21 protein-coding genes are annotated in these 23,565 nt (G+C 57.2%); 6 read left to right on the top strand and 15 right to left on the bottom strand.

Translation table 11 applies throughout. The features are described from left to right. The first annotated feature begins 51 nt into the window (after positions 1-51). On the top strand, positions 52-852 hold the full coding sequence (gene tcdA / locus LC059_RS13195) for a tRNA cyclic N6-threonylcarbamoyladenosine(37) synthase TcdA (protein WP_226704337.1): 801 nt from the start codon (positions 52-54) through the stop codon (positions 850-852). 29 nt (positions 853-881) lie between these two features. On the opposite strand, the gene LC059_RS13190 is transcribed toward tcdA, so the two are convergent. The 6 genes from LC059_RS13190 to LC059_RS13165 form a co-directional block, all read right to left on the bottom strand. Then, entirely contained in the window at positions 882-2,549 is a 1,668-nt protein-coding gene (locus tag LC059_RS13190; RefSeq protein ID WP_226704336.1) for an aminotransferase class V-fold PLP-dependent enzyme, read from the bottom strand. 32 nt (positions 2,550-2,581) lie between these two features. After that, complete coding sequence (locus LC059_RS13185; protein ID WP_226704335.1) at positions 2,582-3,370, bottom strand: TatD family hydrolase; 789 nt, start codon at positions 3,368-3,370, stop codon at positions 2,582-2,584. A gap of 212 nt (positions 3,371-3,582) precedes the next feature. Next, complete coding sequence (locus tag LC059_RS13180) at positions 3,583-4,446, bottom strand: SDR family NAD(P)-dependent oxidoreductase (protein ID WP_226704334.1); 864 nt, start codon at positions 4,444-4,446, stop codon at positions 3,583-3,585. Beyond that, entirely contained in the window at positions 4,443-5,447 is a 1,005-nt protein-coding gene (locus LC059_RS13175; protein WP_226704333.1) for an SDR family oxidoreductase, read from the bottom strand. The genes LC059_RS13180 and LC059_RS13175 overlap by 4 nt, the downstream gene beginning before the upstream one ends. A gap of 49 nt (positions 5,448-5,496) precedes the next feature. Continuing rightward, positions 5,497-6,456 (bottom strand): bile acid:sodium symporter family protein, encoded by a 960-nt coding sequence (locus LC059_RS13170; protein ID WP_226704332.1) that lies wholly within the window; start codon positions 6,454-6,456, stop codon positions 5,497-5,499. A 13-nt stretch (positions 6,457-6,469) separates the two neighbouring features. Beyond that, positions 6,470-7,816 carry a flavin-containing monooxygenase gene (locus LC059_RS13165; protein WP_226704331.1) on the bottom strand — a complete coding sequence of 449 codons (1,347 nt, stop codon included), beginning with the start codon at positions 7,814-7,816 and terminating at the stop codon, positions 6,470-6,472. 212 nt (positions 7,817-8,028) lie between these two features. On the opposite strand from LC059_RS13165, the gene LC059_RS13160 reads away from it, so the two are divergent. After that, entirely contained in the window at positions 8,029-9,024 is a 996-nt protein-coding gene (locus LC059_RS13160) for a helix-turn-helix domain-containing protein (protein ID WP_226704330.1), read from the top strand. Between the two features lie 168 nt (positions 9,025-9,192). Here the strand turns inward: LC059_RS13160 and LC059_RS13155 are convergent, their stop codons facing one another. Further along, complete coding sequence (locus tag LC059_RS13155; protein ID WP_226704329.1) at positions 9,193-10,104, bottom strand: heme-dependent oxidative N-demethylase family protein; 912 nt, start codon at positions 10,102-10,104, stop codon at positions 9,193-9,195. A 42-nt stretch (positions 10,105-10,146) separates the two neighbouring features. Beyond that, on the bottom strand, positions 10,147-10,680 hold the full coding sequence (locus LC059_RS13150) for a hypothetical protein (protein WP_226704328.1): 534 nt from the start codon (positions 10,678-10,680) through the stop codon (positions 10,147-10,149). 235 nt (positions 10,681-10,915) lie between these two features. On the opposite strand from LC059_RS13150, the gene LC059_RS13145 reads away from it, so the two are divergent. From LC059_RS13145 to LC059_RS13135, 3 genes are all read left to right on the top strand, one after another. Continuing rightward, entirely contained in the window at positions 10,916-11,491 is a 576-nt protein-coding gene (locus tag LC059_RS13145) for a hypothetical protein (RefSeq protein ID WP_226704327.1), read from the top strand. 525 nt (positions 11,492-12,016) lie between these two features. Further along, on the top strand, positions 12,017-13,147 hold the full coding sequence (locus tag LC059_RS13140) for a M14-type cytosolic carboxypeptidase (protein WP_226704326.1): 1,131 nt from the start codon (positions 12,017-12,019) through the stop codon (positions 13,145-13,147). 68 nt (positions 13,148-13,215) lie between these two features. Beyond that, positions 13,216-15,036 carry a M28 family metallopeptidase gene (locus LC059_RS13135; protein ID WP_226704325.1) on the top strand — a complete coding sequence of 607 codons (1,821 nt, stop codon included), beginning with the start codon at positions 13,216-13,218 and terminating at the stop codon, positions 15,034-15,036. Positions 15,037-15,121: 85 nt separating this feature from the next. On the opposite strand, the gene LC059_RS13130 is transcribed toward LC059_RS13135, so the two are convergent. The 6 genes from LC059_RS13130 to LC059_RS13105 all read right to left on the bottom strand — a co-directional run bounded on the left by LC059_RS13130 (position 15,122) and on the right by LC059_RS13105 (position 21,639). Continuing rightward, positions 15,122-15,649, bottom strand: coding sequence for a phosphate-starvation-inducible PsiE family protein (locus LC059_RS13130; protein WP_226704324.1), 528 nt, complete (start codon positions 15,647-15,649; stop codon positions 15,122-15,124). Positions 15,650-15,828: 179 nt separating this feature from the next. Further along, a complete protein-coding gene (locus tag LC059_RS13125) occupies positions 15,829-17,526 on the bottom strand; it encodes an AMP-binding protein (RefSeq protein WP_413231567.1) in 1,698 nt (565 codons plus the stop codon). A gap of 282 nt (positions 17,527-17,808) precedes the next feature. Beyond that, entirely contained in the window at positions 17,809-18,153 is a 345-nt protein-coding gene (locus LC059_RS13120; protein WP_226704322.1) for an SCP2 sterol-binding domain-containing protein, read from the bottom strand. 103 nt (positions 18,154-18,256) lie between these two features. After that, positions 18,257-20,050 carry an acyl-CoA dehydrogenase C-terminal domain-containing protein gene (locus tag LC059_RS13115; protein WP_226704321.1) on the bottom strand — a complete coding sequence of 598 codons (1,794 nt, stop codon included), beginning with the start codon at positions 20,048-20,050 and terminating at the stop codon, positions 18,257-18,259. A gap of 285 nt (positions 20,051-20,335) precedes the next feature. Further along, on the bottom strand, positions 20,336-21,400 hold the full coding sequence (locus tag LC059_RS13110; protein ID WP_226704320.1) for an AraC family transcriptional regulator: 1,065 nt from the start codon (positions 21,398-21,400) through the stop codon (positions 20,336-20,338). Between the two features lie 32 nt (positions 21,401-21,432). Beyond that, positions 21,433-21,639, bottom strand: a complete 207-nt coding sequence (locus tag LC059_RS13105; RefSeq protein ID WP_226704319.1) for a hypothetical protein — start codon at positions 21,637-21,639, stop codon at positions 21,433-21,435. A 250-nt stretch (positions 21,640-21,889) separates the two neighbouring features. Here LC059_RS13105 and LC059_RS18005 point away from each other — a divergent pair, with 250 nt between their 5' ends. Then, a complete protein-coding gene (locus LC059_RS18005; protein WP_264189600.1) occupies positions 21,890-22,012 on the top strand; it encodes a hypothetical protein in 123 nt (40 codons plus the stop codon). A 49-nt stretch (positions 22,013-22,061) separates the two neighbouring features. Here the strand turns inward: LC059_RS18005 and LC059_RS13100 are convergent, their stop codons facing one another. Next, complete coding sequence (locus tag LC059_RS13100) at positions 22,062-23,498, bottom strand: class II fumarate hydratase (protein WP_226704318.1); 1,437 nt, start codon at positions 23,496-23,498, stop codon at positions 22,062-22,064. Positions 23,499-23,565: the final 67 nt, after the last annotated feature.

Here is a 23,565-nt window from a genome sequence, read left to right as displayed (position 1 = left end):
AGTTACCCGTCTGTCGAACACGGACCACGCACGTATTACCGGAACAAGACCATGTCTCTCAGCGACTCCTACCTGCAACGTTTTGGTGGCATTGCACGGCTCTACGGTGAATCCGCACTGGCGGTTTTACAGCGGGCACACGCGGTGGTGATTGGAATTGGTGGCGTCGGCAGCTGGACCGCAGAGGCACTGGCACGCAGCGGGGTCGGCAAGATGACCCTGATCGATCTGGACGATATCTGCATTACCAACACCAATCGCCAAATTCATGCGCATGCAGACACGGTAGGCGAAATCAAGGTCGCGGTGATGGCGGAGCGACTGCGCGGGATCAATCCGGAGATCGAGGTCCGCACCCACGAGGACTTCATTGCCAGCGATAATTTTGCCGAGCTCCTCGACCCGCAAAATGAGAGTATCGATATTGTGGTCGATGCCATCGACAATGCGCGGGTGAAGGCCGCACTGATTGCCTACTGCAAGGCGCGCAAGATTCGCCTCATCACCGTGGGCTCTGCTGGCGGCAAGAAGAATCCGGCCGACATTACCTCCGCGGACCTCGGGCGCACAGTCAGTGACCCGATGCTGGCAAAGGTGCGACAGCACCTGTACCGCTTCCACAACTTCCAGAAATCCAGTAAACGTCAGTTCGGTATCGACGCCATTTATTCCACTGAAGCGATGGTGTATCCGCAGCCCGATGGCGAGGTATGCCAGCAGAAAAGCAGTATGCAGAACGGTGTGAAGCTGGACTGCAGCGGCGGCTTCGGCGCCGCCACCATGGTGACCGGCACCTTTGGTTTCGTGGCTGCCGCAAAGGCGGTGGAGCGCCTGTTAAAGCACACAAAATAATAGCGGTTAGATACTCAGGGACTGAAGCCTCAGGCGCCCATCAACTCGAAGGCCCGCTCCAGCAATGCGCGAAACCCGTTGCTGCGGGATTCACTCAGCTGTTGCGCCAATCCCAGCTCATCAAACACTTCCTGCACCTGCTCCCTTGAAACGCTGCCGGATGGCTTGCCGTCGAGCAATGTCAGCAGAAGTGCCCCCAACCCTTTCACTACCCGGCTGTCGCTGTCGATGGCAAAACGGTGCACCCCCCGCTCGCAGCGATGCACCAGCCAGGCACTGGATTCACACCCCCGCACCAGGTTCTCCGGGGAACGGATGCCGTCCTTGCGAGAAACAAACCTGGCCCACGCCATCAGGGAACGGTAGCGGTCCTGCCAGGATTTCTTATTGCGCAGCGCTGCTACATCTAGCGACGACAGATCATCCGGAGACCAACTGCCATCAGCAACGGGGGCATGAACTTCTCTCACCGGTACCGCATCTTCCACTTCCAGATGCGCCAGAAACTCCTGCACTGCGGCAACAAACCGCTCAATATCCTCATCACTATTGTAGGCGGCAACCGACGCCCGCAGCGTGGCCGTGTGTCCGGCCGCGCGCAACAGCGGCTGAGCGCAGTGGTGCCCGACACGCACGGCTATATCGCGCCCGTCCAACCACTGCGCCAGGTCGATAGCTGCGCAGCGAGGATGGGTGAAGGTGGCAATGCCGAGGTTGTGCTCGCCCCGGCTCAATAAATTCAGCCCGGGAATTTGCCCGAGCTTCTCATGCAGCGCATGCACCAGGGACTGCTCATGCATGGCCATAGCCACGCGATCCTGCTTTTCCAGAAAATCCATACAGGCGCCGAGTCCGGCAATAGATGCCAGTGACGAAGTACCCGCTTCAAACCGGTGCGGCAGTTCTGCGTATTCACTGGCCAACAGATCGACACTGGCGATCATCTCCCCGCCCCCCTGCCAGGGTGGCAATTCCTGTAACAACTCCTCGCGACCAAATACCAGACCGATACCGGTAGGCCCGTAGAATTTGTGCGCAGAACACACGAAAAAATCACAGCCGATCGACGCCACATCCACCCGGTCGTGCGCCGCCAGTTGAGCGCCATCCAATACCCAGAACAGATCCTGGCCGGACAGAGCCGCGCGCAGCGCTGGCAAGTCCGTGCGTAACCCCAGTGCGTTGGACCCGGCGGTGACAGAGACGATTTTTGTACGTGGAGAAAGCACCTCTGCGATACGCTCAAACTGCGGTATCCCTCCCGTATGCGGGACGAAGCGCAACTGCAAGCCGCGACTGGCGGCCTGCATCTGCCAGGGCACCAGATTGGCGTGGTGCTCCGCGGTAGACAGAAGAATTTCATCCCCCGGGGAGAGCCGGCTGCACAGGCTGTGCGCCAGCAGGTTTAAACCTTCCGTGGCACCGCGAGTGAAAATGATTTCCCGCGGTGAGGCAGTGCCGAGAAATCTCGCCGCATCCCGTCGCACCTTTTCGACCATCTCCGTCGCGCGCCGTGCCAGGCGATGACTGGAGCGGTGGGTATTGGCATTGGTGTGTAAGTAAAAATCACTAATAGCCTGAATCACACAGGCGGGTTTTTGCGTGGTTGCCGCGTTATCGAGGTACACCAGATCGCGGTTTTCAGGTTGCGCGAATAGTGGGAACTGCTGTTTGAAGTTGTCAGCGAAGAATTTCATTGCGCTATTTATCCTGCCATTAATCGTACAACTCACAGAGCAAAGAGCGACCGGGCATTTTTTTCAGTTTGTGCGATCACCGCGTCCACTGACTCTCCCCGCAGTGCCGCCAGAGTCTCCGCCAGCGACGGCAGATACTCCGGACTGTTGCGCTGGCCCTGGCGTCCGGCGTGAGGCATATCCGGCGCATCCGATTCCAGTAGTAGCCTCTCGAGGGAAACACTGGCCACGGTGCCGCGCGTTTTGGCAGCACGCTCGTACGTAATGGTGCCCCCTACCCCAAGATAAAACCCGAGCTCAATGTAAGTTTCGGCAATTTCCCGACTCCCGGAAAATGCGTGAATCACGCCGCCTTTTTTTGGACGGCTATTCTTGAGCGCGCGAATTACCTCGTTGTGCGCACGCACGCAGTGCACTAATACCGGCAGGGAAACGGTATTGGCCGCGTCCAGCTGAGCCTCAAACACCGCTATCTGTTGCTCCATGGGTGTTTCGATATTTGCGTCCAGGCCGCACTCCCCCACCGCAACACAGCGATTTTCGATGCCGCTGCGCTCACGCTCAACTCGCTCCACTACCGCGCGCGACAACTGGGCCGGGGCAATGGCCAGGTCCTTGACCCACCAGGGGTGTACACCCACAGCCCCAAACCAGCCGGGCTGGGTTTTTACCAGCGCAAACAGATGTCGCCACTGGGGGATACTCACCCCCGGAATAACCAGCGTGTTGACACCCCGCGATATACAACGCTTCCAGACCTCGGCGCGGTCCGGGGCAAAGGCATCAAAGTCAAAGTGGCAGTGGCTGTCGACCAGCGGCATTGTGATTACCCGGTTGGCGAATGAGACGCCGAAACTGGTTACTGCACAGGGCTCGACGATTCGGTCGCATTGTAGGGTCTGCTCGCCATAAATTCGACAGCAAACAAGGAGGTAGAAACTGGGATAGAGGGGAAATGGAATAGCTATCCGCCGGAGTGACCCGGCGGCTAGTTCGGATGACCAGTCCTTGTGACTAGTTTCGGGGATGAACGCTAGGGATTGGCCTGCTGCGCGAGCTTTCGGCCCGCCTCCAGCTCCACGCGAAAGTTTTTCACCATCTGGCGCAAAAAGAGACCCGGAGCCAACTTGTACAGATAGGCACCCAGCAGCGACTTATCACGCGGGAACAATCGCTCTTTGCCCGAGGCTTGTGCGGCGACAATTTTCTCCGCCATCCAGTCCGCACTGCGCACCACACCAATGGTGCTCTGCGCGTGTTGCGCGCGCCCGCCGTCACCGGATAGGGCATTGGCATCGATGTTGGTAGCCACAAAACTCGGGTACACCATCAGCACGCGGATTCCCTCCTCGCGCACTTCCTCGCGGAAGGTTTCAAAGTACTGGTGCAGCGCACTTTTTGCCGCGCAGTAACCGGCGCGTCCCAGCACCGGCATCCAACCCGCCATAGAGCTGATATTAATCACGCAGCCGGCGGCAGAACGCAACGGCGCTAGCAGCCCCTGCGCAAGCTCAACCGGCGCATGGTAATCCACCGCCATCACCCGCCGGATAACCGCGTTGGACGTCTGGCAAGCGAGACTGCGGTGGGTAATACCGGCATTATTTACCAGCAGGTCGACATGGGAGTAAAGGTCGCACAACCGCTCGCATACATTCGCTATAGACACTTCGCAGGACAGATCGGCCTCAAATACATCAGCGTCGATACCTTGCCGCTCCAGTTCGCGGCCGCGAGCTGCCAGTGCCTCGCCATTCACATCGATCAGAGCAAACCGCAGCGGCGCGTTGCCCGTGTGTGACTTGATAAACGCCTGTACCAGCGCCCATCCGAGTCCACCGGCAGCACCGGTCACGACGATTATCTTTACACGGCTTTTACACTCGGACTTGTTCACGCCGGCTGCCCCTCAACTACCGTCTCATCGGCTGTATCGGGATAACTGACCTGCGCAGCATCGGCCGTTACCGGGATGCCCAGGGCCTCGCTGGCAAAATACGCGAAAGCTTCTGCGGAAGTTTTCTTTGGCTGATAACCCAGCTCGGATTTCAGACGGGTATTCAAGAGCACTGGCCGGTACTGGAGAAACATCACCTGGGCCGGTTGCACATTGCCCAGATGCAGATTGAAACTGATTCCCAGCAGAGCTTTCAGCATCCATACCGGCGGGCGTCGCACGGGCTTGCCCAGGAGGCGTGCGATTTCTGCCGGGGTCAGCGCGCCGTCACCTGCCAGATTGTAAATCCCGCTGGCGCCTTGCTTGACGCCGTACTCGATCGCACCGATGACGTCTTCATCCCAGATGAATACAAACGGGGAGTTGTGGCCGCCCGGATCGAGAATACTGGTGCCGGCAAACAGGTTGCTGATCTTGCTGTTGGTGGTGGCACCGATGATGGAACAGGGGCGGAAAATCAGCTGCTTGAGCTGCGGGTGCCGCTCGCGATATTCCGCAAGCATTTCTTCCACCAGGCGCTTGTGATCAGAGTAGGCAAACTCCGGGTTGCCGCGCAGGGGGTCACCCTCTTTCAGCCAGGCCGGGTTGTCGGCATGGTAGCCGTAGGCGGCGCCGCTGCTGGTCAGGGTCAGGTGCTCGACACCCGCTGCGACACAGGCATCGAGAACGTTGCGGGTGCCTTCCACATCAATGCGGTATTCACGCGCACGGTCACGCCCGGGGGATACCACGGAAGCGAGATGCACAACATGGGTAATATTCTCTGCACGCATCAACTCAACGAGCGCGTCGTCACAGATGTCCATGACAAACAGGGGGAATGGTGTTTCCCGCTTCTGGATATCCACCCCAACAACCGTCATTTCTTTGCTCAGAAGCGCTCCGAGCTGGCCGCCCACATAACCAGCGGCGCCGGTAATCAAGACCCTTCTTTCACTCATTTTGATACAACTCTTATTGTTCTATTGGCTTTACAATCCGCGTAAAAATCTAACTGGAATAGTCTGCGGCATCCCCGATTGCCGCCGTCGCCCTGCGGCGCTGACTGAAATTCCAGTAACCGGCAAGACTGAGCCCAGAGACGAGGTGCCACACACCCCAGAAGCCGGCGATGACCAGCATCTCCCCCGCCTGCGGATAAAATGTAAACAAGATTGCCAGAGCCAGCCCCGAGTTCTGGATGCCAACCTCCATGGTGACCGCCCGCCTGTCCCCCTGCGGCAGCCGTGCTGCGCGGCTGGACAAATCCCCGATCAAGAACGCGATCGCGTTGTGGGCGACCACAAGCACCAGCACGGATCCAGCGATCTGCAACGCTGTCTCCCAGTGCTTGCTGAAAGAAATCACCACGAAAAGGAGGAACACCAGCAGAGAAGCGCTTCGGAAGTAGCGCTCGCTGCGCTCGGCAAATTTGGGGAAATGGGCACCCACGATCATCCCCAGGATCATCGGCACCGCCAGCACCAGCACTACCATCATCACCACATTTTCCGCCGGCAGGGCAATGGCCTGAAGGGCTTCGCGGGTGTTGGGGTTGAGGCTGCCGTAGAGGGCAAAATTGAATGGTGTCATGATCACGGCGGCGAGGCTCGAGACCGCGGTCATACTGACCGACGTAGCCACATTGGCGCGCCCGATCCAGGTCATCACATTGGAGAAGGTGCCTCCGGGGCAGCAGGACACCAGGATCATGCCCAGTGCCAGGCCGGGGCTGATATCCAGCGCCCAAGTGCCCAGGCAGGTGATGGCCGGCAGCAACAGAAACTGCGCTACCAGGCCGGTAACCGGCGCCACAGGGCGACTGAGCACACGTCGGAAATCCGCGGTACGCAGGCCCAGCGATACACCAAGCATCATAAACGCTAGCACCGCATTCAGTGCCACCAGTGCCGCGGGCGACATCTGGAAGCTTTCAACGGAGGCTGTGACTATAGGATTCAATTCATTCATGGTCTAAGCGACCTCAACGGGTCGCCGGGGCCGGATTGGATGAAAAGTGTCCAGTATCCGCAACCGGTAGGTCTTTGAGCAAGTCTTTGGTGTGACCGGCCAGTGCTTTCAGGTAGGTGTCTTTGTGGACGTAATAGGCCATCCGCTCCAGCTTCAGGTAGTTCATACCGCCGTCTGCCCGGTTGCCAGCCTGTGCCAGCTTGGTCTGCCTCAACTTCTGCGCGGATCCCGCGCCGGCGGCCAGCTGCTTGATATACAGCGCAACCATTTCCGCCTGCTTGTTCCGCCCTTCCCAACCGAGACCGGCCGCTTCCACCATTCCCATCAGGAACAGGTTGTCGTATTCCGGGTGGAACACATTGAGGTACAAGCGAGGCGCATACTCGTCCCAGTTCAGGTGCGCGCGATCGATGAACGGGTAGTGCAGTTTGTATCCCGTGGCCATCAGGATCATGTCGTACTCGCCGGTGGAGCCATCGGTGAACGTCACCTTGTGGCCGTCCACTTCAGCAACGTCCTTGCGCGCCTTGATATCCCCGTGACCGATATGGTGCAGGATCAGGGAGTTGATCACCGGGTGCGACTCGAACATCTTGTAATCGGGCTTGGGCAGTCCGTACTGCTCCGGCGTACCCAGCATCAATTTGGATATCGCCGCACTGATGCGCTGCTGGATAAAGCGCGGCAATTTGATACGTCCACCCAGAGCGTCTGTGGCCTTGCCGCCGATAAATTTCGGCAGGAAGTAGTAGCCCCGGCGCAGGCTGATATCCACATTTTTCGCGCGGTGCGCCGCATCCACCGCGATATCCGCACCGCTGTTACCACAGCCCACAAGCAGCACACGCTTGTCGTCAAAAATAGCCGGATCGCGGTAATCGCAGGAATGCAGTAATTCACCGGCGAATTCCCCTGGCAGGGACGGCATATTCGGGTGGTGCAAGGTACCGTTGGCGATCAGCAGGCCACCGAACACACGGGTCTGCTCTTCGCCGTTGCGACGGGTGGTAATCTGCCAGTCTTCCCCTACCCGCTCACAGCTGACCACTTCAGTCTCAAACTCGTAGTGACGGTAGAGATCAAACTCCCGCGCATAGGCACGGAAGTACTCGCGCAACTCGCTGTGATGTGGGAACAGCGCTACATCGTCGCCCATCGGGAATTCCGCGAACTCGGTCATTTTCTTCGACGAGATCAGGTGCGCCGATTCGTACATGGTGCTGGTGCTGCTGTCGATATCCCACAGGCCACCCACATCGCTGTGGATCTCAAAGCCCACACAGGGGATTCCATGTTTGGATAGATTGCGTACACTGCACAGTCCCATGGGACCGGCGCCAATAACAGCGAAGGGCTTCATTATTTTTCTCCGGATCTTCTCGCAGATCTTCGACTTAGAGGCACCCGGACCGGCATTCCGGACGGGGCGCTCAACTCTCGTTCACACTTGTTCGACGGCATGTGCTCGACGACATGCAAATTGCCAAATTTCGTTGGCAATCAATATAACGTGACATCAGGAGGCGCCGTCGTCATAATCGGGCAGTCTCTGGTTAATTTCGGACAGGCGTTTTGAACACGACAGACAGCAGAAGCGTAACTCTTAGCTATACACGCGCAATTATCAGTGCTCTGGATCAACTTCAGCTAAAGCTCCCCAAAGAAGCTCAGGCCCTTCTGACCGCCATTAACGAGGAAGAAAGAGTCCCCATGCAGGTTCAGGAGGAGATCTGGCTGGCGGTGCAGGCCGCTCACCCGGACCCCCTGCTCGGCATCAGGCTGGGCCAGGCCATGCAGGGCAGCCAGATGGGACTGGTGGGCTACCTGCTGATGACCCAGAAAAACCTCGGCGCCGCACTCGACCAACTGCTAATCTACCATCCGCTCCTGGGCGAAGGCGGCCAGTTTGAGATGCGCCGCGGCAGCTTTTACGTGGACTTCTGCTACCGCCCCAACTACCTGCGCTGCGCCCGCCTGCGCGTGGAGACGGTACTCTCCATCTGCCTGGCCCAGGCCCGCGCCATGACCGGCCGCGAATTCCAGCCCCAGAGCATACAGTTTGCCTACCCCACACCGTCACTGGCGGTGCAACAGCAGTATCAGCAGTTGCTGCAGGCACCAGTGCAATTCAATGCGGAGTCCTCTGGGATCCGCCTGCGCCCACAAGATCTCGAGATCCCGCTTGTCGCGGCCGACAGGCAAGTGATGGCGCGCCTGAAACCGGAGGCAGACGCCCTGCTCAAGGCGCTGACCAGCAAAAGTCTGCAACTGCGCGTTGCCCACCTTTTGCAGCAGGAACCTCAACTCAGCCGCGAGCAGGTTGCCGCACGGCTATGCATCAGCCCCCGCCATCTGGGGCGCAAGCTGCTTGAAGAAAACGCCAGTTTCCGTGCCATACAAGACGAGGTGCGCAGCCACTACGCATGCCAGTGGTTGCGCCAGGGAGAGAAAACCAACGTGGATATCGCAGCGGCACTGGGCTACTGCGACGAAAGCGCATTCGGCAAGGCCTTCCGGCGATGGACCGGGCTCTCACCCAAAGCCTTCAAGGCACATGGCGCGGAGTGAACGTTAGCTGGTGAGCACACAGCAGGTCGCAAGAAATAGAGAGGTGAATCAGTGCGTGTCGGCTCTTTTTGAAAAGACGCCGGCCGCACCGTTTTTTTTGGAAAGACACTGAAAAGTGCTTAAAGCGGCTAAAGGCGCTTAACGACGCTTAACGACGCTTAACGGCGCTCAAAGATACTTGCCGAAGAATGCATCCAACTCTGCGCGCAGAGGGGCAAGAGACTTGTAGCGCGACTCATCGGGTGACATCGCGGCAACGGCCCCCCTCAAACTTGCCAGAGCGCCCGGGACGTCCAACAGATCCGAAAGCGGGTTGGTCATCACCCGAATGGAAAACACCACCGCACCGGTTTCCGGCAGACGCCGCAGGGACTGACGCTCGATACGCAGATACAACCCACCAGGAGTTTCCTTCTCCGCCTCCCCGCGCTGCAACAGTTCCGGCGAATCCACCACCGACCAATTGCCACGCCACACGGGATACGCTGGCAACAGATGATCAAAAAAACGCGCCACCTGCTCTCCCAACTTTTCACGAAATCCGGGTACTGGCTGATGAATAGTACTTAGAGGGCGGCCAATTTTTTCTTCAAGGCGCCAGTAACTGGGAGCGGCCAGGGACGCCGCCACCAGCTCGTAGCCGCGCGCGCCCGGTAACAGGATACAGAGATCATCGGCAACCCAGAGGCTGGTCGCCCAGAGCGGTTCACCACTCTCTGCGGCGGCCTCGGCGCCGGGCCAGCGAAGCTCCTGCCCCGCCCCCCGCCAACAGATATCACTGTTTGCCAGAGCGGAATAACCATCGTGATCCCGCAGAAGGTGTTTCGCCATCAATCCGGCCAGCTCGCGCTGCGCCGGCAAGGATTTTGGCAAGTGCGCAAACACCCGGTCACCCAAGCGGTGCCGAGCAGAGAGTTTGTTGTGGTGATAATGAGAAAGGCGGGAGCAGCCTTGCAGCCACTGAGTGGAAGACAGGCGATTGAGCCCCATATGCACAATATGCGGCTCCCTCAAAAACGGCAGCACCGCCGTGGGCGCGTTCAGATCCTGGGAAAAGCGGCGCGGGTTGTGCTGTGCCACAGCCCGCGCACCGGATACCAGCTCCGCCCTTAAACTCACCCGTCAGCGGGCCGCGGTTGCCTGCTGCGCCGAGCGCGCCTGGGAAAGAGCTGCCAGATCCTGCACCCAAACGATATCGGATGCGGCCACCTGCTGCCCCGTGTACTCGCCCAGTGCAGCACGCACCTGTTCCATATTGGTCATGTCGGCATTTTTATCAGCAGACAGCGCGTCCAGTGGCAGCTCGACCCAAGCCTGCCCGTTCTGATCGATGACTGGCTTGCCCTTTTCCAGCAGCTGCGCCAGCTCCTCACCCTTTTCACCGTTATCTGCAGCACTGATATGACGGTCGATGGCTGAACTGCCACCCGAAGGCAGATAAATGGTGCCATTGGTAAAGTCCACAGCGAACGCCACTACACCCGGCAGAATACCGAACAAAAGACCTGCGCCATTCAGAATGACGACGACCGGGTCGACCCGTCCACCACTCTGCCCTTTGCGCTCAGGGTACAGAAAATAACCACATGCAGTCATGTTCAGTACCAGGGTAAGCAGGCAGGAAACGGCCATGCCGCGCTTGATGGATGTCTTCATGAGATTGACTCCTATTGGATCGGATCACCGAATATTTCAGGGTGGGAAGAATACCTATTCAGCGACCGTACCGGAAGTGGCGTAAATTGAATCTTTGTGCGCCAGGTCTCAGGCATACCGAAACTTCGTCGCTATTCTGCGGATCATCAGTGCAGATATCGTCAATTCAGAACTGCATGGAATACACAACAAGCCCAACAATCCGCCCGACACGGGCAGAAATGGAGAAACCACTATGCCAGTCCATCTGAAACACGGCGGTGCACTGCTGCTAATCGCTTTCTCGCTGATTCTTAGCGCCTGCGCCGCACCCGGCCAGACACGGGACGACCAGCGGCAACACATCCAGCAAACCGAGCGCGAAGTCCTCAATGAGCTGTACCGCCTGAAGCCTGACCTGCGCACGGATGTTAAACAGGCGCCGGGATACGCGGTATTCAGCAACGTCAACGTCAACTTGTTGCTGGCAAGTGCGTCCACCGGCTATGGGGTTGCCGTCAGCAACGCGGGGGAGCGCACATACATGAAGATGGGCGAAGTCGGTGTTGGCCTGGGGTTTGGAGTCAAGGATTTTCGTGCCCTGTTCGTGTTTGACTCGCCGGAAGTCATGAATCGCTTCGTAGAACACGGCTGGTCATTTGGCGGGCATGCAGATGCCGCAGCCAAGGCACAGGACAAAGGCGTTGCCGTAGGTGGCGAAGTTGTCGCCGATGGGATGCGGGTCTACCAGCTGACCGAAAGTGGTGTCGCGCTGCAGGCTACTCTGAAAGGCACCAAGTACTGGAAAGACAGCGAGTTAAACTTTGACTAACGGACATGTTCAAACAGGCGCCCAGCAAGTCTAAGTTGCCCGGCTGTACAAAAGTTAACCGATTGCACGCCAACTTTACATTCTCCCACGGCGGCGAGATCGCAACATGCCTAAACTTTAAACAGCACCTGCTGAGGTATGTCAGGGAGCAGTACAACGTTTCTGACGATGTGGTTGTGGTTCGCACCGCGCATTGACCGGGGCAGTGAGAAGTCGTCATTGGTCTGACGCCAGAAATTTCAGGGAGCAGTAGTCTCAGCAGGTGCCGCCATGGATTGGCAGGGGCGCGGTGTTCGCAAGAGCGCCGCGCCTTTTTAATTCGGGGTCTTATTTCGGCGCCTTCATTCAGTGCCGCAAAAATTTTTCGACGCCACCGCCTCTCGATATTTTGTTCTCAAAATCTATACCCGGGCAGACATTTCCTTCAAGCTACCCAGGGCTACCCTGAATTTTGTATCCGAATCTGTATCCTGCATTATAAAGCCTTTAAACACCCTTTCCCCAAGACTACTGCGGAGCCTACGCATGCATATCAGCAGCGCCTTTGACAGCGGCAATATCAAGGTGATCGACAAGAACAGCACCCCCGTCGAACTCGCCATTCGTATCGACAACCAGTCGGACTTTTACCAGTGGTTCCACTTCCGCCTCGAGGGCGAGGTCGGTAAGGAGTACCCGCTGCGTATTTCCAACGCAGGCAAGGCCGCCTATCCAGAAGGCTGGGAAAATTACCGGGTGTGTGCTTCCTACGATCGCCAAAACTGGTTCCGTATCGACGCACAGTACGATGGCAAAGTGTTGGACTTTACCGTGGACCTGGAACAGCCCAGCATTTACCTGGCCTACTTCGCGCCCTTCTCCTGGGAGCGCCATTTGGACATGATTGCCTGGGCGCAGTCTGACGAGCGCGTGCAGGCAGAAACGCTGGGCCTGACCCTGGATGGCCGCGACATGACCCTGCTCACCATCGGCAACCCGGACACCGCTAAACGCAAGGTCTGGATGATCGCCCGTCAGCACCCCGGTGAAACTATGGCGGAATGGTTTGTGGAGGGTTTTCTGGACGCCTTGCTGGATGAGTCGAACCCGTCTGCAATGCAACTGTTGCAAGACACCGTATTTTACGTGGTGCCGAATATGAACCCGGACGGCAGTGTGCGTGGTCACCTGCGCACCAATGCGGCCGGTGCCAACTTGAACCGCGAGTGGCAATCACCCAGTATGGAGCGCAGCCCGGAAGTCTATCTGGTGCGTGAACGCATGCTTGCCACCGGTGGCGACATGTTCCTCGATATTCACGGTGACGAGGCGCTACCGTTTAACTTTGTCGCTGGCTGTGAAGGCATTCCCGGCTATGACGACAATCACGCGGCCCTGGAAACCACTTTCAAGCAAGCCTTTGAAAACGTCAGCCCGGATTTCCAGACTGCTCAGGGCTACCCACTGGACAAGCCCGGCGAGGCAAACATGACCGTGGGCACCAACTGGTGTGGCCACCAGTTCCGCACGCTGGCGCTGACCCTGGAGATGCCGTTCAAGGACAATGACAACCTGCCGGACCCGATTGAGGGCTGGTCCCCATCGCGCTGCCGTAACCTGGCGCGAGATATGCTTTTCCCAATCCGCCAAACACTGGCATTTATGGACAATAAGTGACGAACACTTTCGAATAAGCAAAACGCCGATAACCTATAAATTCGATAACCTATAAAAAAGGAACCTGTATGCATTCTCCTGATCACTGGCGGCGCCTCGCGCTGCCTCTGGCCCTTGCGGGATTCACTGCACTCGCAGCGTGCAGCAAAGACGGGACTGCGCCCAGCGCAGAACAGGCGGCTAAGCCCCAGCAAAGCGAACAAACCGAGCGCGCAGAAGGCGGTCGTGAGGTTCCACCGCCAAAAGAAATGCCGACAGTTGCGCCTGTTACCGAGCCGACCCTCAATGATGCTGAAAAAGCGGAAGTTGCTGAGATCGCCAAGGACCTGCACAAGCACATCGCCATCCTCGCGTCCGATAAGTTCGAGGGTCGCGCACCGGCAACCAAGGGCGAAGAGCTGACCATCAATTACCTTGCCGACGAATTCAAAAAGCTGGGGCTAAAACCCGGCGCCACCGACGCGGACGGAAACCCCAGCTGGTTCCAGGACGTCCCGGTAGTGGAAATGCAGATCGAAAGCACACCGCTTGCGATCAAAGGCAAGGGCTTTGAAAAGACGCTGCAGCCGCGCACCGATATGGTGGCCTTTACCCAGCGTCAAACGCCCGAAAGCCAGATAAAAGACAGCCCGCTGGTGTTTGTCGGTTACGGTATCGTTGCACCGGAAAACGACTGGAACGATTACGCCGGCCTCGACATGCAGGGCAAGACGGCAGTAATCCTGGTCAACGACCCCGGCTACGCCACCCAGGACAAAAACCTGTTCAATGGCAACGCCATGACCTATTACGGTCGCTGGAGTTACAAGTTTGAAGAAGCCGCGCGCCAGGGTGCGGACGGCGCCATCATCATCCACGAGACCGGCGCCGCCGGCTATCCCTGGGAAGTGGTAAGTGGCAGCTGGTCCGGCGCCCAGATCAGCCTGGAAGCGGAAGACAATAACGCCGACCGGGTTGCCGTGGAATCCTGGATCACCAATGACGCTGCGAAATCACTGTTCAGTGCCGCCGGCCTGGACCTGGCGCAGGAGATGGAAGCGGCCAAGCAACGGGGGTTCAAAGCAAAACCACTGAATCTTACTGCTTCCGTGGACCTCAAGAGCAAAGTGCGCACCTCCAACTCCCGCAATGTGGTGGCAAAAGTCGAGGGCTCCAAGTACCCGGATGAAGCGATCATCTACACCGCTCACTGGGATCACCTGGGTATCAACGAGCACGCGGAAGGAAGCGACCACGTTTTCAATGGCGCTGTTGACAACGCCACTGGTACCGCAGGCCTGCTGGCCATGGCCCGACAGGTCTCGCAAATGGAACAGTCGCCGGAGCGCTCTTTGCTGTTTGTGGCGGTCACTGCAGAAGAGTCCGGCCTGCTCGGATCAAAGTATTACGCTGCCAATCCCGTAGTCCCACTGGAAAAAACCGTGGCAGGTATCAACTTCGATGCCATGGGCGTACTCGGCCCAATGCGTGATGTGATCGTGGTTGGCTACGGCAACAGCGAGCTGGAAAAGATCCTGGAAAAAGTCGCCGGCACCCAGGGGCGCTATCTGGCGCCGGAAGACCATCCGGAGCGCGGCTACTTCTATCGCTCCGACCATTTCAGCCTGGCCAAAAAAGGCGTGCCGATGCTCTACTTCGACTCCGGTACCGACAGCTTTGAGCACGGCCGCGAGTGGGCACAGAAGAAGGGTGATGAGTACACCGCAGAGCACTACCACAAACCCGGCGATGAATATGATCCCGAGTGGAATATGGAAGGTGCCGCGCTGGATCTGGCACTGGGTCTCGACATCGGCCTGGCCCTAGCCAACAGCCGCGACTGGCCAAACTGGTACCAAGGCAACGAGTTCCGCGCCATTCGCGACAAGAGCGCAGAGAGCAGGAAGTAACGCCTCTCACAACGCGGAACCTACTACCGAAAGGGCGCCCTATGGCGCCCTTTTTATTTGCTATCAAGCTTAGCCGGAACGCAGCTCACTCCTCTCGCGGCTTTGGATTTGGTATACCCTGCGGGGGACAATGGGTGCCGTGAGCCGGTGCTTCTTTCTTGGCAACCAGCCAGTAAGTAACCCCCAGGGCCAGTGTCGTTACGGCAATGCCAAACACATATAAAGGCCCGGTATCTTCCAGGTCCAACACAATGACTTTCCGCGCGATGGCCATCAAGGCAGTCGCCACCACCAGCTGGATCGGGATTACGTTGGAGCCTAGATAGAGACGGATATTGATAAAGATCTCGATGGAAATCAGGGAGAGCATAACGGCCCCAAATACATCGAACAGATCGTTGTAATCCAGCAGCAAAAGGGGCTCCATCGACAGGCGCTGGTACAATACCCATACCACATCCGCCACACTCCACATAATGACCATTGCCATCAGAATGGCGAGAAAGCGGATGGAGCCGCGGATAATAATATGCAGCACCCGGATCAGGGGGTCTTCGTGCTCGGCGGGCAGCTCTTCATGGAGTATCACCGGCCGCCTAGGTTCCTGCTCCATCGCGTGTCTCCAAGTATCAGTGCACCCCTAGTTATAGCGCAACAAATCACTCCGGGCTGACTCAGACACACCAGATGAAGCGTTCGGAGCTGCAATCGCGGCGCGCTTCCACAAAAAAACCCGCTGCGAGCAGCGGGTTTTCGAGGAGTATTGTGGGACCCGGCTTCAGGCCCAGACAATCACGCGCTGGCCACTTCCTCCAGCTTCTTCATTTCTTCATCGCGCAGTTCACGACGCAGGATCTTGCCCACATTGGTCTTGGGCAAATCTTCGCGGAACTCGATATTTTTCGGCACTTTGTACGCAGTCATGTTCTCTCGACAGTAAGCCACGACTTCGTCCGCCGTCAGAGATGCATCGGCCTTCACCACGAACAGTTTCACCGCCTCACCACTGCGCTCATCAGGGATGCCCACGGCGGCAGCCTCACCCACTTTCGGGTGTGCGGCTACGATATCTTCGATTTCGTTCGGATAAACGTTGAAACCGGAAACGATGATCATGTCTTTTTTGCGGTCGACGATCTTGATGTAGCCGTCGTCCTGGATCACTGCCATATCGCCAGTTTTCAACCAGCCCTCGGAATCGATAGTGTCCGCAGTGGCTTCCGGACGCTCCCAGTAGCCTTTCATCACTTGTGGCCCACGAACACAGAGCTCACCCGGAGTATTGTTGGGCAGATCATTGCCGTTTTCATCGATGACCTTCACTTCGGTACCCGGTACCGCGGTTCCCACGGTGCCAAGCTGTACTGCATCCGCCGGATTAAACGAGACAACTGGAGAGGTCTCGGTCATTCCGTAGCCTTCAGTCACCACACAGCCGGTCATTTTTTCCCATTTCTCTGCCGTCGCACGGGTCAGCGCCATACCACCGGAACAGGTAGTGTGCAGCTTGCTGAAATCCAGGTCGACAAAATCCGGGCACCGCATCAAGCCATTGAACAGAGTGTTCAAGCCGACAAACCCGGTGAACCGCTTGCCCTTGAGGGTTTTCACGAAGCCCGGAATATCGCGCGGGTTCGGAATCAACAGAGTGTGGTTGCCGGTGGTAAACAGGCACATGCAGTGAATGGTAAACGCATAAATGTGATAAAGCGGCAAAGGTGCAACGTAGTACTCTTCCCCCTCTTTCATGGAATCGCCCAAAGCCTCGCGTACCTGCTCCATGTTCGCGACCAGGTTCCGGTTGGTCAGCATCGCGCCCTTGGCTACGCCGGTGGTGCCTCCGGTATATTGCAGTACGGCAATATCGTCAGGCGAGCGCTGCACGTCTTGATGTGGCTTGCTCGCGCCGGTAGACATGGCATCTCGAAAATCCACGCGATTGGCAAAGTTGAACTCCGGCACCATTTTCTTGATGTACTTGGCGACACTGTTAATCAAGATGCGCTTGAGCGGTGGGTGCAGGTCCGCAATCTCAGTAACAATCACCTGCTCCACACCCGTTTCCGGAATAACCTCGGACGCGGTGTCCGCGATATTCGCCAGAACCACCAGCGCCTTGGCACCAGAGTCATTTAGCTGGTGCTTGAGCTCACGCTTGGTATACAGCGGATTGGTATTGACTACGGTAAGCCCAGCACGCAGGGCGCCGAAAACCACAACCGGGTACTGAAGAACATTCGGCAGTTGCACTGCGATGCGATCACCGGGCTTGAGATTCGTCTTGTGCTGTAGGTAGGAAGCAAAGTTGGCACTGAGACGATCTATATCGCCGACCGTCAGGGTATGCCCAAGACAGGTGAAGGCCGGTCTTTCGTCGTATTTGGCCGTAGCAGTGGAAAACACGTCAAGAATACTGCGTTCGATGTCCAACTTATTTCTCCCAATATGTTGTTTTTGTGGTGCTGCCCGCGTGCTGCGGCACGCCCTCATACCCGGGGATTATCAATCAGGTTACAGACTGAAGATACCATGACGTGAAAATTAACCAACCGCCAGAATCCGGCAGCTGCCAACCTCTTTGTGGTACCCATGTCTATATAGACGAAATCTTCAGGACAGGGCCTTTGCGGACAGATAATTATTTTAAGTTTTGATAGTAATTCGGTGAATGACGCTATTCGTGGCAAATAACGCGCCTGAATTTTCAGAGCCCGCCACCTGCATGGAATTTTTCTTATCAGGGCCGCCAGAAGGCACGTCAACCGACGTCCGCTATGAATGCGCGGGAAAAAGATCCGCCAGCGCTGCTGCAAGCTCCCGGTTACCCGTGTAGCGGATATCACCGAGCAAAAATGCATGGCGGGCACTCAACTGGCCATCGGTAATATCCCTCAAGGTGTTGTAGGACATTTCCAGTTCCAAATCTGCCTCATCGGTCACACCCGAGACCTGCTCGGCTTCGATGTCACTGACCTTTCCATTGGCGGTACTCGGATTCCGGCGATCTACCCGCAGGTAAAAGTCACTGCCATCGGGCAATCGGAACTGTACCCGAGCGGTATTTGGCAGACAAGTCAGCTGCTGCAGCCGCTCAATGATTTGCGCGGGTAATTGCATCGGCACTCCGGATAATACTGTCCGCCTTTTACCGCCGTTGGCAAAAGCCGGATTCAAAAACACCGCCGATGTTTCCAGCGGCGGTGTTTTCCTTACATCAAGCTCAGAAGACGAAGTGATCCGCGTCCAGGCTCATCAGGTTGTCGGCGCCACTCTGCATAGCGGCGGCGTGCGTTGCAGTGCGCGGCAGAATCCGGTCGAAGAAGAATCGAGCGGTTGCCAGTTTCGCGCGGTAGAAGTCCTCTTCCGCGGTACCCGCAGCAATCTGCTCATTCGCCACTTTGGCGGACAGTGCCCACAGGTACGCCTGCACCGCATAACCGGAGTACATCAGGTAATCCACGGAGGCAGCACCCACTTCATCAGGGTTTTCCATCGCCTTGACGCCCACATTCATGGTGAGCTCGCCCCACTCCTTGTTGAGTTCCTGGAGCTTGGCGACGAAAGGCGCCAGAGCTTCATTGTCCACTTCCGCCTGGCAGAACTTGTGCACGATTTTGGTGAACTTGCGCAGAAGCTCGCCCTGACTCATTAGTACCTTACGACCCAACAGGTCGAGGGCCTGAATACCGGTAGTACCTTCATAGATAGTGGAGATACGGGAATCACGGACGTTCTGTTCCATGCCCCACTCGGCAATATAGCCGTGGCCACCGAAACACTGCAGGCCGAGGTTGGCAGACTCGTAGCCGGTCTCGGTCAGGAAGGCCTTGGCGATCGGCGTCAGGAACGCCAGCAGATCGTCAGCGTCTTTGCGCTCTTCCTCGGAGCCACTCTGGGAGCGATCCACCTGCTGTGCACACAGCAGCACCAGCATGCGACCACCTTCGGAGAAGGCTTTCTGAGTCAGCAGCATACGGCGCACATCGGGGTGCACAATAATCGGATCTGCCGCGCCCTGCGGGTTTTTAGGGCCGCTCAGGGAGCGCATCTGCAAACGATCCTTGGCGTACGCCAGCGATTTCTGGAAACCGGCTTCCGCGTGCGCCACGCCCTGCAAGGCAGTACCCAGACGCGCGGTGTTCATGAAGGTGAACATGCAGTTCAGGCCCTTGTTCGGCGGGCCAATCAGGAAACCTTTGGCGCCGTCAAAGTTCAGCACCGCAGTGGCGTTACCGTGAATACCCATCTTGTGCTCCAGGGAGCCACAGGTCACACCGTTGCGCTCACCGACGGAGCCGTCTTCATTCGGTAGGAATTTGGGGACGATAAACAGGGAGATACCCTTGGTGCCCGCAGGCGCATCTGGCAGGCGTGCGAGTACGATATGCACGATATTTTCTGCCATATCGTGCTCACCGGCAGAGATAAAGATCTTGGTACCGGAAATGGAGTAGGAGCCATCGGCATTGGGTTCAGCCTTGGAGCGCAGGATCCCCAGGTCGGTACCACAGTGCGGCTCGGTCAGACACATGGTGCCGGTCCAGCTGCCCTCGACCAGCTTGGTCAGGTAAGTATGTTTCTGATCATCGGTACCGTGGGCTTCCAGGGTGTTCATAGCACCGTGGGACAGGCCCGGGTACATACCCCAGGACCAGTTGGCGGTACCCACCATCTCGCTCAGAATGGTTCCCAGAGACGGCGGCAGACCCTGGCCACCGTGATCCACATTGTGTGCCAGAGACGGCCAGCCGGCTTCTACGAACTGCTGGTAGGCCTCTTTGAAGCCCTCTGGAGTTTTGACTTCACCGTCATTCCAGGTACAGCCCTGCTGGTCACCAATCTGGTTCAGCGGCGCCAACACGTTTTCACAGAACTTGGCGCCTTCTTCGAGGATGGCGTCCACTACGTCCGGACTCGCATCTTCGTAGCCCAGCGTTGCATAGTGCTGATCCCAGCCAAACAGTTCACGCATGGCAAAGCGCATGTCGCGCAGCGGAATCTTGATCTCGCTCATCCTGTGTACCCTCTTTCGATATTTGTCGTCGGTGGTCCGGGTCACTGCACCCGGGAGTCGCCTCGAATGGCGAAAATTGCCATTTTTGCGAGTGACTCAACTTTTGGTTTTATTCATATTAGTTGCAAATCGCCAAGGCTCACTATGGCGAAAAGTGCCCAAACCACTAACAAAATACGGCGGGCAAGGGAGTGAAAAATGACTGACGCGGCAGTCAGCCAAATGGCGCGAGGCACTGCGCCAGACTGGTGCAGGAAAGCGATGAGTAGCGGCTAGTAGTAAAAATCAGAGACCAGCGGAAGTGGAGCGCGGGCTTTTGCGATACTCACCGGGTGTAACTCCGGTCCACTTTTTGAATGCGCGGAAGAAGGCGCTGGCCTCATCGAACCCGAGCATTTCCGCAATCTGGGTGTTGGATAGATCCGGACAACTGAGATAGTGGAATGCCGCTTCCATACGACACTCATCTTTCAATTTCTGGTAAGACGTACTCTCTTGCTGCAACTTGCGACGCAATGTGGTCACAGACATGTTTAACCGCTCCGCCACCGCCTCTGCAGCCGGCATGGACTCGCTCACGTCGCGGTTGAGAATAGTCTTAACCTTGGTCTTGATGCTGTTGGCGCTGCCATCACTGATCACCAGATGGTAGGGCGCAGTGCGAATAAAGTCCTCTACCGTCTGCGGACTCTGCACAATCGGGTAGTCCAGATAGCGACTTTCATATTCGAGCGCATTGCCGGGCTGATCAAACAGCAGTTCACCCGCTTCACTTTGCGCGAGCGCAAGAAACTCCTCCGGACAGGGGAAAGAAAAATGCAGCTTGGCCAGCGGAATTTCGCGGCCGACCAGCCAGCAGTAGAACCGGTGCCACACCGCCAGGGTGGTACGGATCACCCCGGGGGTGGTTTCCGAGATCAGCTGATCAAATTCCCCAGGCTCCAGAGAACTGATCCCCTCAATTACCACGCGGTCTTTATCCCCCTGCGGGTAAAGCACCGGCTTTACCCGGAATCCACGACAGATTTCCATAAATTCCGCGCTGAGCGTGATTGCCTGTCGCACCGTAGCGCAGTTCACCACCGTCAGGCACAACAGGCGAAAAGACCCGGAACGTACGCGCCCACCGCTCAACATGCCAAACCACTCATCCTGGGCGAGCCACATCACGCGCTGATACAGGCGTCCGTATTTCACTGCGGAAAAAGCCGCAGTGTCTTCCAGGTCGCCCTCTGAAATCCCCACCGATGACAGGAGCTCAGCTCGGTCACAGCCGTGACTGGAAGCCTCTTCCAGCAATCGCTGCACGTAAGCGATGGGAATACGAATATCGTCGTTGGTACTTTCCATTGTTTGCACTGGCAATCCGATCCCGGTGTTTATTACTTATTGCGACGATTGCGCAACCAACTCAACAGTGCACCGAAACCGAATGCCGCAGCGACGATCACCACCAGAAAAATCAGCATCAGCACCAGATAGCTGAGCACATCGGCCACTGGCAAATCCCAGCTCCAGATGGCCGCAGCAATAAACGCAATGCAGGCGAGCACGCTGGTTATGAACGAACGACGGCGTTTTGAGGCCATAACAGAGACACTTTGGCTGGAAAATGAATGATTGGTCGACGAACTGCGACCACACTACCCTTAACAATATATAGAGGGGTTCCGACTCCGACGACCATTACAGAATCGGCGCCCGATGACCTCTCCGCAGATGTGCAGCCAAGGAGCAAGATAGAGGGGCAGATGCCGGATACGGCGCAGAATCGTGCAGCATCGACCGCACGCTGTCAACGAGGCCGGCCAACGACGCCACAAAGGAGAGAACCAGAGTATGCACAAGCGACTACTCTACCGACGCGAAGACAGGAATATTCTGCGCAGACTGGCTATCTGGGTGGAGTGCTTGACGCTGGTCATCGGCACCATGCTGCTGGGGATTCTACTACTCAGTTAATCGGTCGCAGCGACGGCCTCATCCTCTCAGGATTAACACCTTGAGCGCATCACTCTCCATCAATGATCCCGCCCTGGCTCAGGCGAGCCGGATCCAGTAGCTGTTTCAGCTCGTCCTCCCCGAGTTCCGTCATCTCTATGGCCACGTCCAGTACCGGGCGGCCGCTCGCGTATGCGGCCTTGGCAATTTCAGCCGCTTTTGTATAGCCAATCACTGGATTGAGAGCGGTTACCAGAATCGGATTTTTCGCCAGAGCCTGCTGCATCTTTGTGTCATCCACCGTAAAGCCAGCGATGGCCTTATCTGCAAGCATCCGCGTGCTGGAAGCGAGAATGCGGATACTCTCCAGCAGAGAACAAGCGATGACGGGCAACATGACATTCAACTGGAAATTACCGCTCTGCCCCGCAACCGTGATGGTCGTGTCATTTCCCATCACTTTCGCGGCCACCATGGCAACAGACTCTGCAATGACCGGGTTAACCTTGCCCGGCATAATGCTGCTGCCGGGCTGCAATGCCGGCAACGCAATTTCACCAAACCCGGCGAGCGGACCACTGTTCATCCAGCGCAGATCATTGGCGATTTTCATTAGTGCAACCGCGAGGGTTTTCAGCTGCCCGGAAATCTCCACGGCAGTATCCTGGCTGGCAATCGCGGCAAAAGGGTTAGCCGCTGGCCGCAGGGACACACCGCAATCGGCGCTCAGTCGTCGCGCGAAAAAATCAGCGAAGTCTTTGTGCGCGTTCAGTCCGGTGCCGACCGCAGTGCCCCCCTGTGCAAGCTCTTCCAACCGGGGCAGCGAGTCTTCAATGCGCGTTTTACACGCGCGAATCTGTGCTGCCCAGGCGTTCAATTCCTGCGAGAGTGTAATGGGCACCGCATCCATCAGATGAGTGCGACCGGTTTTGACGACGCCCTCGACAGAACTTGCCTTTTCTTCAATGCCCTCTATCAGGTGCAGCAACGCTGGCAATAGTTTGTTTTGCAACCCGAGCAATGCGGACAGGTGAATGGCTGTGGGAATCACATCGTTGCTGCTCTGGCACATATTGACGTGATCATTGGGGCCGACTTCTAGACCACTCTGTTCACTCGCCATGTGCGCCAGTACCTCGTTTACGTTCATGTTGGTACTGGTGCCGGAGCCCGTCTGGAAAACATCTACCGGAAACTGCTCAGCGATATCCTCTTCACTCAGCTGGTCGCAAGCGTTAACAATGGCAGCGGCCATTGGCTTATCAAGCAACCCCAGATGCTGATTGGTCTCTGCCGCCGCCTTCTTGATCGCCACCACCGCGCGTAAAAAATCCGCGGGCAACGGGATTCCGCTGACCGAAAAATTATCCACGGCGCGCTGGGTCTGTGCACCGTATCGGGCGCGCCCGGGAACACGGACTTCACCCAGGCTGTCTTTTTCGATACGGAAGTCGTTAGATGAATCTGGTGATTTTGTAGACGGGTTTTCAGGCAAGCTATCTGACATGGGGCACCCCCGGTCGATGTGAAGACTGAATAGAATAGTAGCTGTTGTCGGTCGGGAACCTGGGACT

Source organism: Microbulbifer elongatus (assembly GCF_020524885.1).
GTDB lineage: Bacteria > Pseudomonadota > Gammaproteobacteria > Pseudomonadales > Cellvibrionaceae > Microbulbifer > Microbulbifer elongatus_A.
The sequence above is the reverse complement of the archived record's forward strand: the minus strand, read 5'-3'. Positions and strand labels throughout refer to the sequence as shown.

Bases quoted from the DNA above. Each gene is read 5' to 3' on its own strand.
- tcdA (WP_226704337.1), top strand. From the start codon at position 52: ATGTCTCTCAGCGACTCCTACCTGCAACGTTTTGGTGGCATTGCACGG.
- LC059_RS13190 (WP_226704336.1), bottom strand. From the start codon at position 2,549: ATGAAATTCTTCGCTGACAACTTCAAACAGCAGTTCCCACTATTCGCG.
- LC059_RS13185 (WP_226704335.1), bottom strand. From the start codon at position 3,370: ATGCCGCTGGTCGACAGCCACTGCCACTTTGACTTTGATGCCTTTGCC.
- LC059_RS13175 (WP_226704333.1), bottom strand. From the start codon at position 5,447: ATGAGTGAAAGAAGGGTCTTGATTACCGGCGCCGCTGGTTATGTGGGC.
- LC059_RS13170 (WP_226704332.1), bottom strand. From the start codon at position 6,456: ATGAATGAATTGAATCCTATAGTCACAGCCTCCGTTGAAAGCTTCCAG.
- LC059_RS13165 (WP_226704331.1), bottom strand. From the start codon at position 7,816: ATGAAGCCCTTCGCTGTTATTGGCGCCGGTCCCATGGGACTGTGCAGT.
- LC059_RS13150 (WP_226704328.1), bottom strand. From the start codon at position 10,680: ATGAAGACATCCATCAAGCGCGGCATGGCCGTTTCCTGCCTGCTTACC.
- LC059_RS13145 (WP_226704327.1), top strand. From the start codon at position 10,916: ATGCCAGTCCATCTGAAACACGGCGGTGCACTGCTGCTAATCGCTTTC.
- LC059_RS13140 (WP_226704326.1), top strand. From the start codon at position 12,017: ATGCATATCAGCAGCGCCTTTGACAGCGGCAATATCAAGGTGATCGAC.
- LC059_RS13135 (WP_226704325.1), top strand. From the start codon at position 13,216: ATGCATTCTCCTGATCACTGGCGGCGCCTCGCGCTGCCTCTGGCCCTT.
- LC059_RS13130 (WP_226704324.1), bottom strand. From the start codon at position 15,649: ATGGAGCAGGAACCTAGGCGGCCGGTGATACTCCATGAAGAGCTGCCC.
- LC059_RS13125 (WP_413231567.1), bottom strand. From the start codon at position 17,526: ATGAGGGCGTGCCGCAGCACGCGGGCAGCACCACAAAAACAACATATT.
- LC059_RS13120 (WP_226704322.1), bottom strand. From the start codon at position 18,153: ATGCAATTACCCGCGCAAATCATTGAGCGGCTGCAGCAGCTGACTTGT.
- LC059_RS13115 (WP_226704321.1), bottom strand. From the start codon at position 20,050: ATGAGCGAGATCAAGATTCCGCTGCGCGACATGCGCTTTGCCATGCGT.
- LC059_RS13110 (WP_226704320.1), bottom strand. From the start codon at position 21,400: ATGGAAAGTACCAACGACGATATTCGTATTCCCATCGCTTACGTGCAG.
- LC059_RS13105 (WP_226704319.1), bottom strand. From the start codon at position 21,639: ATGGCCTCAAAACGCCGTCGTTCGTTCATAACCAGCGTGCTCGCCTGC.
- LC059_RS18005 (WP_264189600.1), top strand. From the start codon at position 21,890: ATGCACAAGCGACTACTCTACCGACGCGAAGACAGGAATATTCTGCGC.
- LC059_RS13100 (WP_226704318.1), bottom strand. From the start codon at position 23,498: ATGTCAGATAGCTTGCCTGAAAACCCGTCTACAAAATCACCAGATTCA.